The sequence below is a fragment of the Bacillus cereus genome (assembly GCF_015071065.1).
Taxonomy (GTDB): domain Bacteria; phylum Bacillota; class Bacilli; order Bacillales; family Bacillaceae_G; genus Bacillus_A; species Bacillus_A cereus_BA.
Genome location: NZ_VOVA01000007.1, coordinates 107,438 through 121,809, shown reverse-complemented (window position 1 = coordinate 121,809; position 14,372 = coordinate 107,438). Strand labels below are relative to the sequence as shown.

Sequence of the window (14,372 nt, the reverse complement as noted above, 5' to 3'; positions counted from 1 at the left end):
ATATTCTGATATATATGTTTTTCATTTAAAGTGAGAATATGCATGTTTGGTAAAGAGAGGAATAGAGGAATCATGAATATATGTAGAGTACATCACGTTGCAATTATTTGTTCAAATTATGAAGTGTCAAAGGATTTTTATACACGAATATTAGGTTTCAAAGCGATAAATGAAGTATATAGAAAGGAACGAAATTCTTATAAGTTAGATTTATGTGTAGGAGGAGAGTATCAAATTGAATTATTTTCATTTCCAAGTCCGCCGAAGCGTCAAAGTTTTCCAGAGGCTGCTGGACTTAGACATTTAGCTTTTGCGGTTACTGATATAGAAGAAGTTGTGAAACATTTACATCAATGTGGTGTTGAAACTGAGTCGATACGTATTGATGAAATAACGGGGAAAAAATTCGTCTTTTTTCAAGATCCTGATGGTTTGCCATTAGAATTGTATGAGGTTTAAAATTGGTGAATTTTATATAGGGTTGCTTTCAAATAAATGAAGAAACTAAAGTGAAACTTCTTTATTTAAAGGAGGTGTAACTTTAGCTAAGAAAAGCTAAAGGACATATGTGGATATTTTAAAATTATTGATGGTAGCTGTTCTTATTGCGCTAACAGGTTTCTTTGTAGCTGTAGAGTTTGCAATTATAAAGGTGCGTAGCAGTCGTATCGATCAACTCGTTAGTGAAAAAAGACGAGGCGCATTGGCAGCTAAAAAAGTAACTTCAAATTTAGATGAGTATTTATCGGCATGTCAGTTAGGAATTACGATTACTGCTTTAGGGCTCGGGTGGTTAGGAGAACCGACGATTAAACATTTACTCGAACCGCTGTTTTTAAAATTGGATTTATCTCCTGCAATTGCAAGTACAGTTTCATTTATTATTGCATTTGCAGTTATTACGTTTTTACATGTTGTAATTGGTGAACTTGCTCCAAAGACTTTTGCAATCCAAAAAGCAGAGCAAGTTAGCTTATTATTATCAAAGCCCATTATTTATTTTTACCGAGTTATGTATCCATTTATTTGGGCTTTAAATGGCTCTGCACGATTTGTGACAGGCTTATTTGGTTTACATCCGGCTTCTGAACATGAAGTTGCGCATTCTGAGGAGGAACTAAGATTAATCTTGTCTGAGAGTTATGAGAGTGGCGAGATTAATCAAACTGAATTTAAATATGTAAATAACATCTTTGAATTTGATAACAGGGTAGCAAAGGAAATCATGGTACCTCGTACTGAAGTTGTTGGTTTATATGAAGATGAGCCGTTTGAGACACATATTAAAGTAATCGCACAAGAAAAATATACGAGATATCCAGTATTTGGTGAAGATAAAGATGAAATTATTGGGATGGTTAATGTAAAGGACTTATTTATTCGTTATGTGGATGGTAATCGAGATGAAGAGTGTTCGATTACACCATATACACGTCCAGTTATTGAAGTGTTAGAAAATATCGCAATCCATGATTTACTATTGCAAATGCAAAGAAGGCGCATTCCATTAGCTGTATTATATGATGAATATGGTGGCACAGCAGGGATTGTTACATTGGAAGATATTTTAGAAGAAATTGTTGGAGAAATCCGAGATGAATACGATGAAGATGAGCATCCACCTATAGAACATATAAGTGAAGTGTGTAAAATTGTAGAGGGGAAAGTGCTTATTAGCGAAGTAAATGATTTATTTGGCATACATTTGGTCGCCGATGATGTTGATACAATTGGTGGTTGGATTATGGTACAAAAGCAAATCGTTGCTGAAGAGGATATTATTGAGAAACACGGCTTTTCTTTTAAAGTTCTTGAAAAGGATATGCATCAAATTAAGCGAGTTGAAATAAAGAAAGTAGAAGAATGAATTTTCTATTATATAAACTTTAATAAAAAGTATATATAGAAAAATAAATGTTTGCGCTTTCAAAAAAGGTGCTATATAGTGAAGGTGGATACTGAAGAATTCTTTTAATGATACTCGTATTTTATAGGGCGAATTCTTTAGATAAGGATTTAGAATGAAAAGTATAGGTGATGAAAAATGATAGCAACGAAGGATATACGTATAGAAAAAGATTTTTTAGGTGAAAAGGAAGTACCGAGTGTAGCTTATTATGGTGTACAAACATTACGTGCCGTAGAAAACTTTCCTATTACAGGATACCGCATTCATCCGTCACTCATTACGGCAATGGCAATTGTAAAGAAAGCGGCAGCGCTTGCGAATATAGATACAGGTTACTTAGCTAAAGATATCGGACAAGAAATTGCAGAAGCTGCACAAGAGATTATGGATGGAAAGTTCCATGATCAATTTATTGTAGACCCAATTCAGGGCGGGGCAGGTACTTCAATTAATATGAATACTAATGAAGTAATTGCTAATAGAGCGTTAGAACGTATGGGATATGAAAAAGGTGAATATGCGAAAATTAGCCCAAACACTCATGTGAACATGGCCCAATCAACAAATGATGCGTTTCCAACTGGAATTCATATTGCAACTCTTATGATGCTAGAAGAACTTCTTGTTACAATGGAAGAACTTCACTCTGCTTTTCATGATAAAGCAAAAGAGTTTGATCACGTTATTAAAATGGGGCGTACACATTTGCAAGATGCAGTTCCAATTCGCCTTGGACAAGAATTTGAAGCATATAGCAGAGTGCTAGAGCGTGATATAAAAAGAATTAAACAGTCTCGTCAACATTTATACGAAGTTAATATGGGTGCGACAGCTGTCGGTACGGGATTAAATGCAAACCCTACTTATATAGAACAAGTTGTGAAGCATTTACGAACTTTTAGTGGTTTCCCTCTTGTTGGTGCAGAGCACTTAGTTGATGCGACGCAAAACACAGATGCATATACAGAAGTATCTGCAGCACTAAAAGTATGTATGATGAATATGTCTAAAATTGCAAACGATCTTCGCATTATGGCATCTGGTCCACGTGTTGGATTAGCTGAAATTCAATTACCAGCTCGTCAACCAGGTTCATCTATTATGCCAGGTAAAGTAAATCCAGTTATGGCAGAAGTAATTAACCAAGTCGCTTTCCAAGTAATCGGAAACGATCATACAATTTGCTTAGCATCAGAAGCAGGACAATTAGAGTTAAACGTAATGGAGCCTGTGCTTGTATTTAATTTAATTCAATCTATCAGTATTATGAATAACGGATTCCGTGTATTCCGTGAATATTGTATTAAAGGGATTACAGCGAATGAAGAATTGCTGAAGCAATATGTTGAGAAAAGTGTTGGAGTTATTACAGCGGTGAATCCTCATATTGGTTATGAAGCAGCTTCTCGCATTGCACGTGAAGCAATTGCGACAGGAAAATCTGTTAGGGAGCTATGTTTAGAACATGGTGTACTTACAGCAGAAGAGCTTGATATTATTTTGGATCCATACGAAATGACGCATCCTGAAATTGCTGGTGCATCTTTATTAAAAAATAAAAAAGTATAAAATAAAACACCGATCCCCCTTATATAGGAATCGGTGTTTTATTTTAAAAGATATTAAATACAGAGTTAAGTTGAAGTAAGCTAATAATAGCTAAGAAGATTAAACTATATTTCATCACTGTTTTAAATAAGGCAGATTCTTGACCAACTAGTCCAACTGCTGCACAAGCAACTGCTACAGATTGTGGTGAAACCATTTTTGCGATTGTACCACCAACTACGTTTAATGAAACGAGAGTAGATGGAACGAGGTTTAACTGATCGGCAGTTACTGCTTGAAGTGGTGCGAATAATGAACCACTTGATACGACTGAACCTGTAATGAATACGCCAATCCATCCTAAAATTGGAGAAAGAACTGGGAATGCATTTCCTGTAGAAGAGAATGCAAGTCCAAGTGTAGATGACATACCAGAGTAGTTCTCTACGTAAGCTAAAGCGATAACGCTACAAATTGTATATACTGGAACTTTTAATTCTTTTATTGTTTCGATCATTAATTCTTTAATCATTTTGCCGTTTACGCGGTAGACGATAAGTGAAACGATAATTGCTAATACAATCGCAGTAGTTGTAGAAGAGAATACATCTAGTTTGAAAATAGCTGCGAAAGGTGTATCAGCCTTTGTAATTGGTGCAGTTTTCATAACCGCATTATGAAGACCAGGGAATTGAATGTTAAATACTAAGTTTGCCAATGGACCATCCGGAGCAAATAAAGCTTTAATTGGTTTTAAATTAAAGATTGTTACAAATGCAGTTAAGAATACGAATGGAGACCAAGCATATAAAATTTGATTGAATGTATGAGATTCTTTTTCTTCTTGTTTTTCTTCTTTAGCAGAAGATTTTGGTTGCCACACACGTAAGAATAATGCAAGAGAGACCATACTTACAACGGCTGCGAAAATATTAGTAAGTTCTGCACCTAAGAAATAAGTTACAAGGAATTGAGTAATTGCGAAAGAAACACCACTTACAAGAATACCTTGCCAAGTTTCTTTAATACCTTTAATTCCATCTACCATTGAAACAAGTAAGAAAGGTAAAACAATGCTAATGAATGGTAAAATGTAAACAGTTTGACGACCGACAGTTAATGCATCAAGCTGAGTTAATTGTGCAGGTACTGTAACTGGAATACCCATAGCACCCATAGCACCACCAGCGATATTAGCTACTAAGCAAATACCGGCTGCCTTTAATGGATTAAAGCCCATACCTACAAGTAATGCTGCTGTAATAGCAACTGGAACACCGAAACCAGCTGCGCCTTCTAAGAAAGCACCGAAAGAATAAGCAATTAATAATACTTGTAAACGTTGATCATTTGTAATGCTTGAAATACTATCACGAATGACATTGAATTGTTCTGTTTTAACAGTTAATTTGTAAAGGAAAATAGCTGCGATAACAATAGTACAAATTGGATAAAATCCAGATAAAACACCAAATCCCGCAGATGCTACGGCCATAGTTGCTGGCATTTTATAAACAAATATTGCAAGAACAATAGCGACAATTACACTATAGAGACCAGCGATATAACCTTTCATTTTGAATCCCACTAAACAAATAATGAAGCAAAAAATTGGGAGTGCAGCGATTAGTGCAGATAACCAAATGTTGTTTAATGGGTCATAAATTTGTGTCCAAGTACTCATAATAATGACAACTCCTATCTATTTGTATGTGAAGAAATTCACATTATTTGTGAAACTATTCACAATCAACTTACATGCTTAGTATATTCTCCTTCAACACTATTGTCAACGTAAAAAAGTATAATTATTCCATAATAGTGTTAAAAGAAAAGCTTTGTTCATAAAGTAGACAAAAAGCGCACTCAAACAAATTTGAGTGCGCTGTATAAATTATTTGCATATTCCTTTACTTGTTCATATGTCATTGTCCCGACAGGCATATATTAGATGCCATCTGTTGTATCGAGTATAAAGTTTGATACGTAGTACCTATCTGTCCTGTTTGATCCAGTGGGGAGGACAAGTGTATTTATTTAATAGGAAGTTTTGAATAACATTCCAGCCGATTGTAATACGAATAAAAAATAAGAAGCAATTTCTTAATACTATATCTTCTCTTTTTACTGAAAATTCCTTTTAGTGTAACAAAGAGGTTAAATATGGTTCAACTACGTTACGATAGGTTATCAATTATAGATGGTATTTTACAATACCATTACTGTACGTTTCAATGAGGTGAAAATATAACAAAAAGCCTGATAAAACAACGTTTGCAAGCAAAGTATTCGTAGCCCTTTATTTTGCTTTTTCGCTATATTATATAGTATAATATTCAAAATCAGCAAGGAATTTTTCCTGAATTCTTTGCTGATAAAGATGGAAAAAATTTTCGGCTTTATAGGTTGATAAAGTTATGTCGTAACAGGAAATATAAGAACAGATATATAAATAAATAAAAAGAAAATAAAAAATGAAAATGAGGGGAATTTTATGAACCAAAACCAATTTGACTGTCGTATTTCAGAAGAAGACGTACAGATGTTAAGAGCATTAGCGCATCCGCTACGTCTACGTTTAGTAATGGAACTAATGCAGCGTGGAACATGTAATGTAACACAATTACAAGAGGTATTAGAAATTCCGCAATCAACTGTTTCACAGCATTTAACGAAATTAAAGCAAAATAAAGTAGTACGCTTTGAGAGACGCGGGTTAGAAGTGTATTATCAAATTCATAACGATAAAGTAAGTGAAGTAGTAAAAACATTATTTTCTTAATTTTTGAATATTATGGAAAAAAGACGTGTAAAATATACGTCTTTTTTTATTTGGAAAGGATGTAATAATAGGAAGATATTAGCGCGTGAGGAAGAAACAAACTATCGGTTGAAGTGCTAAATTGACGGAATATATTCTGAAGGGATATGAAAAGATAGAAAGGAGTGTTGTAAGCCAAAGGAGGAATACTATAATGGATGTAAAACGTGTGAAACAGATATTATCTTCTTCAAGTAGAATTGATGTTACATATGAGGGAGTCCCCGTATGGATTGAGAGCTGTGATGAGCAGAAGGGGAGTGCTCAAGTGTATGACGTATCCAACCCAGGAGAGAGCGTTCACGTGGATGTGGTGGCTTTAGAAGAGATGTAATAGAAAAGACGCTTCTAATTGTAGAAGCGTCTTTTTGTGTTATTCCATCATACTTGCAACTTTTTTAGAGCAGAGAAGAAGTACAATTCCTAAGACGATAACGATAATACCGATACTTACAAATACTTCAAGATAGCCTAATGATTGTGTAAAGGAAGCGAGTTTACCTGCTAACCAGTTAGCCATACCCGTACCAGCTAACCATACACCCATTAATAATGATGCTAATTTTACAGGAGCAATTGCACTTACCATTGATAGACCGATTGGTGATAAGAATAACTCACCAATTGTATGGAAGAGATAAGTGATAACGATGAATAATAAGTTTGCTTTTACAGTTATATCAGCTTCATTACTTCCAGTTTTTAGAACTGCTAATGTTAAAACAAGATAGCCTATACCTAATAAAATCATACCAAATGCCATTTTTGTTGGCACTTTTAAATCACCGCGTTTTGTTTTAGAAAGTTTTAACCATAACATAGATACGAATGGTGCAAGTAGTACGATAAATGCTGGGTTAACTGATTGGAACCAAGATGTTGGAACTTCCCAACCGAAAATTGTACGATCAACAAATTTATTTGTATAAAGTGTTAGAGAACTACCAGCTTGTTCAAATCCTGCCCAGAAGAATACTACGAAACAAGTTAAAATTACAATTGCCCAAGTGCGATTTTTCTCTTGTTTTGTTAAAGGTTTCTTTTCGATTGCAGGTTGATTTTTTGATTTTTTACCGACAACTGTCGTTCCTGCTTTACCAAGGTAGCGAGGAGCTAATAAGTTGAAAACAATTTGTCCAATAATCATACCGATACAAGCTGCTAAGAATCCGTATTTATATCCCATAACAATAACACCATCAGCGCTTGTTTTAAAGAAATCTTCTGCTAAAAATCCACAAATAAGTGGAGCGAAGAAAGCACCTACGTTAATACCCATATAGAAGATAGTAAATGCACTGTCACGACGTGAATCATTTTCGCCATACAATTCACCTAACAGTGTAGAAATATTTGGTTTGAAGAATCCATTACCAATAACTAATAGTATTAATCCAAGGAATAGCCCTGTTTTTGTATTCATTGAGAAGAGTACAAAGTTACCGATTGCCATAATAATTCCGCCGAGAGTAATGGCATGACGTCTTGTAATATAATGATCAGTTAGCCATCCGCCTATAATTGGCATGAAATATACTGCCGCTGTAAAAGTACCATATAATTGCACTGCGACTGCCTTATCAAATCCTAACCCGCCACTAACGGCAGCAGTTGTTAAATAAAGAACTAAAAGGCCACGCATTCCATAATAACTAAATCTTTCCCACATTTCTGTTAAGAACAACAAATATAATCCTGGTGGATGTTTTTTTGGTGATTGTTGTTCTCCAGCTTTGTCTAATTTTAAAGCTGTATCCATTTTTGTTTCCCCCTAATCCTGTATAACGGATATTTATGTAATTATTTTAATTCACAAAATATTTAGAAGTCAATAGAATTATATGGAAATAGCAAGAAAATTTCTGGAAAAATCTATTTTTCTTCAACCATTATTGTATTTTTCCCTGAAAACAAGATAATAAGCGTTTTCAAATGTAGTAATTGAATTCTAAAAGAAAGTAAAATAGTGATAAATCAGAAAATTTTGATTAGAATATTTATTCTGATATAGAGAAAATAAACTATATTTACTTTTATAATATAACATATCGGGAATAAAAATACAAAATGAAATAATGTGACACTTCAGTGAAATGAAAAAACCAGCTCCATAAAAGAGGGAGCTGGTTAGAATGAAATTATTTAACAAAGCGTTTTTCAATGTCGTCTAGCTGTATTCCAATAAAAATCATCAACTTTTTAATACCTTCTTTTGTCGTTCTTTCATTGCTATTTCACCTTCCATAGGCACTTAGAAGAAGGGGGAAATACAAATACTGTAAACGATTCCTTTTGCATGAGCTTTATCCCGCTATTTGTGGGAGTCGGGCTGTCCATAAACGCCTAACTGATTAAAGTTTTTCCTGTATTATGTCATGCCCTCCACGTTGAGGATATTTGTTCAATTGAGAGTGTGATAGTAAAGCCTTAAAGGTTAATTTATAATAGGAACAATTGAAAGTAATTCTCATTATCATTATCATTGACAATGAGAATTAAGTTGAAATACACTAAAAACGTATCGTTATATTGAAAGAAAAGTGCTACATATTATAAAAAATGAAGCAAAATGGATTGGTTTATTTTTTGAATCATTGCAGTTTTTATTTGTATTTTGTAAGTGTTATTTTCGTGTATATTAATATGAATTGAAAATAAGCTTTAGATGTATTTTTTTATTTTAATGAACAGATTATTATTCACAAGGTGCGTCTGCTAAGGCGTTAATTGTGGATGTAGATTGGGTACTTGCCGTATACATTCTTTACTCTACTCCAAATTCCAGCAGGGGTATTTACATCAACAATTGATGCACCTTATTTTATAAAAGTCGGAATTCATAAAGGGAGATGAATATGCAAAAAGCATTGGAGACGAAACGCCTGACGCTTTCTTATGGTGAAACAATTATTATTGATGAGCTGAATTTAGAAATTCCAAAAGGGGAAATTACAATCTTCATCGGTTCTAACGGTTGTGGGAAATCAACTTTATTACGTTCACTAGCTAGATTATTAAAGCCAACAACCGGTGACATTTTGTTAGATAATCAAGCGATTCAAAGTATGCAAACGAAGCAAATTGCTCGTCAAATGGCGATTTTACCGCAAGGGCCACAAGCACCGGAAGGACTTACAGTATTGCAACTTGTTAAGCAAGGTCGTTATCCATATCAAACATGGCTGAAGCAATGGTCAGAAAAAGATGAGGAAATGGTACAAAAAGCGCTTGCGGCAACGGGTATGACAGAATTTGCTGAGCGTGATGTTCATGCTCTTTCAGGTGGACAACGTCAACGTGCTTGGATTGCAATGACTCTTGCACAAGATACCGATATTATTTTACTGGATGAGCCAACTACATATTTAGATATGACTCACCAAATTGAAGTGTTAGATTTATTATTCGAATTAAATGAAACAGAGAAAAGAACGATTGTTATGGTATTGCACGATTTGAATTTGGCATGTCGTTATGCAGACAACATTGTAGCTATTCAAGATAAACAAATATATGCGCAAGGTAAACCAGAAGAAGTTGTTGATCAGAAGTTAGTTCGTGATGTATTCCGTATGGAGTGTCAAATAAGCGCTGATCCGTTATTTGGAACACCGCTTTGTATTCCACATGGAAGAGGAAGACGTATACGTAAAGAAGCTGTTCAGGCGATGAGATAACGAAAAAAAACGATGAGTAATTCATCGTTTTTTTTATTTTTTGCAAGAAAATAGTAGAAAGAGGGGAATACGTAAGCGACGTTCATATTCTTCTTCACTCTGAAAACAGTTTCGATTTGGTGAAGCTTCTTTTAAGTTTGTAATGGTAAATCCGGCTTGTTGTAATAATGTAAAATATTCTTCCGTTGTCCGATGATATTTAATAACTTCTTGATCAATCCACGGCTCAACTCGTTTTCCCGTTTTGAAATAATCATCGACGAACCAACTAGTTCTTTTACCACTTGTTTGTAAGCTTTCAAACGAAGAGGTAATAACGGGATGTTGAACGCTAAAGGTAAAGGTTCCGTTTGTTTTTAAAGTTTGAAACACATTTTGAAAAATGATATCAAGATGTTCAATATAATGTAAGGCGAGTCTAGATGTAACTAAATCAAAAGTAGAAGGAGGATAGGTATAGTCTTTGAGGTTTAGAAAATGAACAGATCCATTTTTATTTTCTAGGTGCTTACTAGCTTTTTCATACATGAGCTCGGAGCCTTCAATGCCAGTGTAAGAGTGGCATCCATTTTCTAATAATTCCTCGCCAAATTTAGCATCACCACAGCCTAAATCGAGAATTTGCTTTCCTTGCACATTACCAATGAGCTGAAAGAATGCTGGTTTTTCAAGTACTTCGTTTGGGCTATTTTCTCGATATCTTCGCTTCATATATTGTTCTAAAAACGATTCGTTATTATATACATCAGATTCAGTAAATGCCATTCTTAAAGCCCCCTAAATATTTTTTTTATTCTATCAAATATGAAAAGTAAATAATAGATTTCTTGTAATGAATCGTATATAATCTAGAATTGTAAGCGATTTCTTTAAACTATTTTTCTATAATAAATTCTGAAAACGTGTTAAGCTAGTAGAGGGATTATTAGAACTATTAAGACAATAATTCGCTTACATGAACGATGGGAGGCTTCACTATGTCTAGTAAAACACTTGCAAACTTTTTGGAAGAAAATTTAGAGGATTTAAAATCAAAGGGGCTTTATAACGTAATTGATCCGCTTGAAAGTCCAAATGGACCGATTATTACAATTGGCGGAAAAGAATATATTAACTTATCTTCAAACAACTATCTTGGATTAGCGACTGATAATCGCTTACAAGAAGCGGCAATTGGTGCAATTCACAAGTACGGCGTTGGAGCAGGAGCTGTTCGTACAATTAACGGTACTTTAGATTTGCATATTAAATTAGAAGAAACAATTGCAAAGTTTAAACATACAGAAGCAGCAATTGCTTATCAATCAGGATTTAACTGTAATATGGCAGCGATTTCAGCTGTTATGGATAAAAATGATGCGATTCTTTCAGATGAATTAAACCACGCATCTATTATTGATGGTAGTCGTCTATCAAGAGCGAAAATCATCGTTTATAAGCATTCTGATATGGAAGATTTACGTAAAAAAGCAATCGAGGCAAAAGAATCAGGTCTTTATAATAAATTAATGGTTATTACAGACGGTGTTTTCTCAATGGATGGAGATATTGCAAAATTACCAGAGATTGTTGAAATTGCAGAAGAGCTGGATTTAATGACATATGTAGATGATGCACACGGTTCAGGTGTACTTGGCAAAGGTGCAGGTACTGTAAAACATTTCGGCCTTTCAGATAAAGTTGATTTCCAAATTGGTACATTATCAAAAGCAATTGGGGTAATTGGTGGATATGTAGCTGGGAAACAAAACTTAATCGATTGGTTAAAAGTGCGTTCACGTCCATTCTTATTCTCAACAGCTTTAACACCAGCTGATGCAGCTGCTTGTATGAGATCAATTGAAATTTTAATGGAAAGCACAGAGTTACACGATCGTTTATGGGACAATGGTCGCTATTTAAAACAAGGGTTAAAAGAACTTGGCTTTAACATTGGAGAAAGTGAAACGCCAATTACACCTTGTATTATTGGTGATGAAGTATTAACACAAGAATTTAGTAAACGTCTAAATGAAGAAGGCGTATACGCAAAATCTATCGTGTTCCCAACTGTAGCAAAAGGAATGGGTCGCGTTCGTAATATGCCTACAGCAGCTCATACGAAAGAAATGTTAGATGAAGCAATTCGTAAGTATGAAAAAGTAGGGAAAGAAATGGGTATCATTTAATTAACGACATCTTTTGAAAAGCTTGCAAATGAGGAGTGGGGAAAATGAAAAAAATTCTAGTAACCGGTTCGTTAGGGCAAATTGGTTCTGAACTTGTAATGAAACTTCGTGATGTATACGGTGCATCAAACGTTATTGCAACAGATATTCGTGAAACAGATAGTGAAGTAGTAAAGTCTGGTCCATTTGAAACATTAGATGTAACGGATGGACAAAAACTACATGATATTGCGAAGCGTAATGAAGTGGATACAATTATTCATTTAGCAGCTTTACTTTCAGCAACTGCAGAAAAAAATCCGTTATTTGCTTGGAATTTAAATATGGGCGGACTTGTAAATGCATTAGAAGCAGCACGTGAATTAAACTGTAAGTTTTTCACGCCAAGTTCTATCGGTGCATTTGGTCCATCAACACCAAAAGATAATACACCGCAAGATACAATTCAACGTCCTACTACGATGTATGGGGTAAACAAAGTAGCAGGAGAATTACTATGTGATTATTATCATCAAAAGTTTGGCGTTGATACGCGCGGTGTACGTTTCCCAGGCTTAATTTCTTACGTAGCTCCTCCAGGAGGCGGAACAACTGACTATGCAGTTGAAATTTATTATGAGGCGATTAAAAAAGGCGCATACACCTCATACATTGCAGAAGGAACATACATGGATATGATGTATATGCCTGATGCTTTACAAGCGATCATCTCATTAATGGAAGCTGATCCAAGTAAACTCGTGCATAGAAATGCGTTTAACATTACAGCAATGAGCTTTGAGCCAGAGCAAATTGCAGCATCAATTCGTAAACACATCCCGGCGTTTACGATGGATTACGCTGTAGATCCAGCTCGTCAAACAATCGCTGATAGCTGGCCAAACTCTATTGATGCAACAGCAGCAATGAAAGAGTGGGGCTTTAAAGCAGAATACGATTTAGACAAAATGACAACTGACATGCTTGCTAAGTTAAAAAAAAAGCTTGCAGCTGAGTTAGTAATGAATTAATAGGAAGAGCCGATTCTTAGGAATTGGCTCTTTTATTTTGACTTTAAAGAATATACGAATAATTACAAATGTGATAAAATGAGTTAATTTGTGCATAAAGTGAAACTTTAATCAGTGGGGGTTTTGTTCATTCCCCACTGATTATTAGTTGAACCAATCGGGCGTTTACGGGCAGTTGATCTCCCACCTAACTTCTTTGCTCCCGCTGAATTTTGAGGTGGGAGTTTTACTGCCCGTTAATGCGGGATAAAGGGGAGAGATACAATGAAGAAATGGGAGTTAGCAAAGGAAATTTACAATACGTCGCGTTTAACGGGAACATTTAAGCTTCGCTCAGGACAAGTATCAAATCAATACTTTGATAAGTACTTATTCGAATCGAATCCAGTACTATTATTAGGAATTGTCAAACAACTGAAAGAGCTCATTCCTCCTGAAACAGAAGTGTTAGCAGGTTTAGAAATGGGAGGTGTTCCAGTAGCAACAGCATTATCTTTACAAACAGGGATTCCAGTTGTATTTGTAAGAAAAGAAGCGAAGAAGTACGGTACGTGTAAGTTAGCAGAAGGCGTTGATATTACTGGGAAAAATGTTTGTGTTGTTGAAGATGTTATCACGACAGGCGGTCAAATATTATTAAGTACGAAAGATTTGAGAGAATTAGGTGCGAAAGTCAATCATGTTTTAGGTGTAATTGAACGTACAAAAGAAGGCAGAGAAAACTTATTACAAGATGGATTACAATTACATTCTTTATTTACAATGGATGAGTTAATTGAAGGAGAAAAGCAACATGCAAAGAGTTGATGTTGTCTATGCACTAATATACGATAGCGAAAAAGATAAAATATTAATGGTACATAATGTAGAACAAAACGTTTGGTCACTACCGGGCGGGGCTGTTGAAAAAGGTGAAATATTAGAGGAAGCACTAGTAAGAGAAGTGAAAGAAGAGACAGGATTAACAGCTGAGCCGGGAGGACTTGTTGCGATCAATGAAAAATTCTTTGAAGAATCAGGGAATCATGCGCTATTTTTTACATTCCGAGCAAATGTAGTAACAGGTGAACTTGGTGCAGAAGATGAAGGAGAAATTTCCGCGACCGAGTGGGTAGATAGGAAAATCGCGAATGAGCGATTCCCATTCTATGACCGAGGATTCGAATCATTGTTAGAAGTAGCCATTCCATACAAGTTTCAACCAGAAACAAAATGAGTGAACGAAAAAACAGGAGCCAC

General features: G+C 35.0%; 13 protein-coding genes. 10 read left to right on the top strand and 3 right to left on the bottom strand.

What is annotated here, in order from left to right:
- The first annotated feature begins 72 nt into the window (after positions 1-72).
- The 3 genes from FT637_RS18525 to aspA all read left to right on the top strand — a co-directional run bounded on the left by FT637_RS18525 (position 73) and on the right by aspA (position 3,478).
- Complete coding sequence (locus FT637_RS18525) at positions 73-459, top strand: VOC family protein (protein ID WP_193647554.1); 387 nt, start codon at positions 73-75, stop codon at positions 457-459.
- A 109-nt stretch (positions 460-568) separates the two neighbouring features.
- Positions 569-1,867: a hemolysin family protein gene (locus tag FT637_RS18520; RefSeq protein ID WP_193647553.1), complete on the top strand. Its 1,299-nt coding sequence runs from the start codon at positions 569-571 to the stop codon at positions 1,865-1,867.
- A gap of 177 nt (positions 1,868-2,044) precedes the next feature.
- Entirely contained in the window at positions 2,045-3,478 is a 1,434-nt protein-coding gene (gene aspA, locus FT637_RS18515) for an aspartate ammonia-lyase (protein ID WP_193647552.1), read from the top strand.
- Between the two features lie 43 nt (positions 3,479-3,521).
- On the opposite strand, the gene FT637_RS18510 is transcribed toward aspA, so the two are convergent.
- Entirely contained in the window at positions 3,522-5,141 is a 1,620-nt protein-coding gene (locus tag FT637_RS18510) for an L-lactate permease (RefSeq protein WP_193647551.1), read from the bottom strand.
- Between the two features lie 810 nt (positions 5,142-5,951).
- Between FT637_RS18510 and FT637_RS18505 the strand changes: the two genes are divergently transcribed.
- Together FT637_RS18505 and FT637_RS18500 are read left to right on the top strand one after the other, a co-directional pair.
- Positions 5,952-6,239, top strand: a complete 288-nt coding sequence (locus FT637_RS18505; protein ID WP_001075217.1) for an ArsR/SmtB family transcription factor — start codon at positions 5,952-5,954, stop codon at positions 6,237-6,239.
- Positions 6,240-6,432: 193 nt separating this feature from the next.
- The gene (locus FT637_RS18500; protein WP_193647550.1) at positions 6,433-6,612 is read left to right on the top strand and encodes an acid-soluble spore protein H; all 180 of its coding nucleotides are present in this window, start codon (positions 6,433-6,435) and stop codon (positions 6,610-6,612) included.
- 39 nt (positions 6,613-6,651) lie between these two features.
- Here the strand turns inward: FT637_RS18500 and FT637_RS18495 are convergent, their stop codons facing one another.
- Positions 6,652-8,037 carry a peptide MFS transporter gene (locus FT637_RS18495; protein WP_193647549.1) on the bottom strand — a complete coding sequence of 462 codons (1,386 nt, stop codon included), beginning with the start codon at positions 8,035-8,037 and terminating at the stop codon, positions 6,652-6,654.
- A gap of 1,096 nt (positions 8,038-9,133) precedes the next feature.
- Here FT637_RS18495 and FT637_RS18490 point away from each other — a divergent pair.
- Complete coding sequence (locus tag FT637_RS18490) at positions 9,134-9,955, top strand: ABC transporter ATP-binding protein (protein WP_193647548.1); 822 nt, start codon at positions 9,134-9,136, stop codon at positions 9,953-9,955.
- A gap of 33 nt (positions 9,956-9,988) precedes the next feature.
- On the opposite strand, the gene FT637_RS18485 is transcribed toward FT637_RS18490, so the two are convergent.
- Entirely contained in the window at positions 9,989-10,720 is a 732-nt protein-coding gene (locus FT637_RS18485) for a class I SAM-dependent methyltransferase (RefSeq protein WP_193647547.1), read from the bottom strand.
- Between the two features lie 212 nt (positions 10,721-10,932).
- Between FT637_RS18485 and FT637_RS18480 the strand changes: the two genes are divergently transcribed.
- From FT637_RS18480 to FT637_RS18465, 4 genes are all read left to right on the top strand, one after another.
- Positions 10,933-12,123 (top strand): glycine C-acetyltransferase, encoded by a 1,191-nt coding sequence (locus FT637_RS18480; protein ID WP_193647546.1) that lies wholly within the window; start codon positions 10,933-10,935, stop codon positions 12,121-12,123.
- Between the two features lie 44 nt (positions 12,124-12,167).
- Positions 12,168-13,133, top strand: a complete 966-nt coding sequence (locus tag FT637_RS18475; protein ID WP_193647545.1) for an L-threonine 3-dehydrogenase — start codon at positions 12,168-12,170, stop codon at positions 13,131-13,133.
- Positions 13,134-13,397: 264 nt separating this feature from the next.
- On the top strand, positions 13,398-13,940 hold the full coding sequence (pyrE, locus tag FT637_RS18470) for an orotate phosphoribosyltransferase (RefSeq protein WP_193647544.1): 543 nt from the start codon (positions 13,398-13,400) through the stop codon (positions 13,938-13,940).
- Entirely contained in the window at positions 13,927-14,349 is a 423-nt protein-coding gene (locus FT637_RS18465; RefSeq protein WP_193647543.1) for an NUDIX hydrolase, read from the top strand. The genes pyrE and FT637_RS18465 overlap by 14 nt, the downstream gene beginning before the upstream one ends.
- Positions 14,350-14,372: the final 23 nt, after the last annotated feature.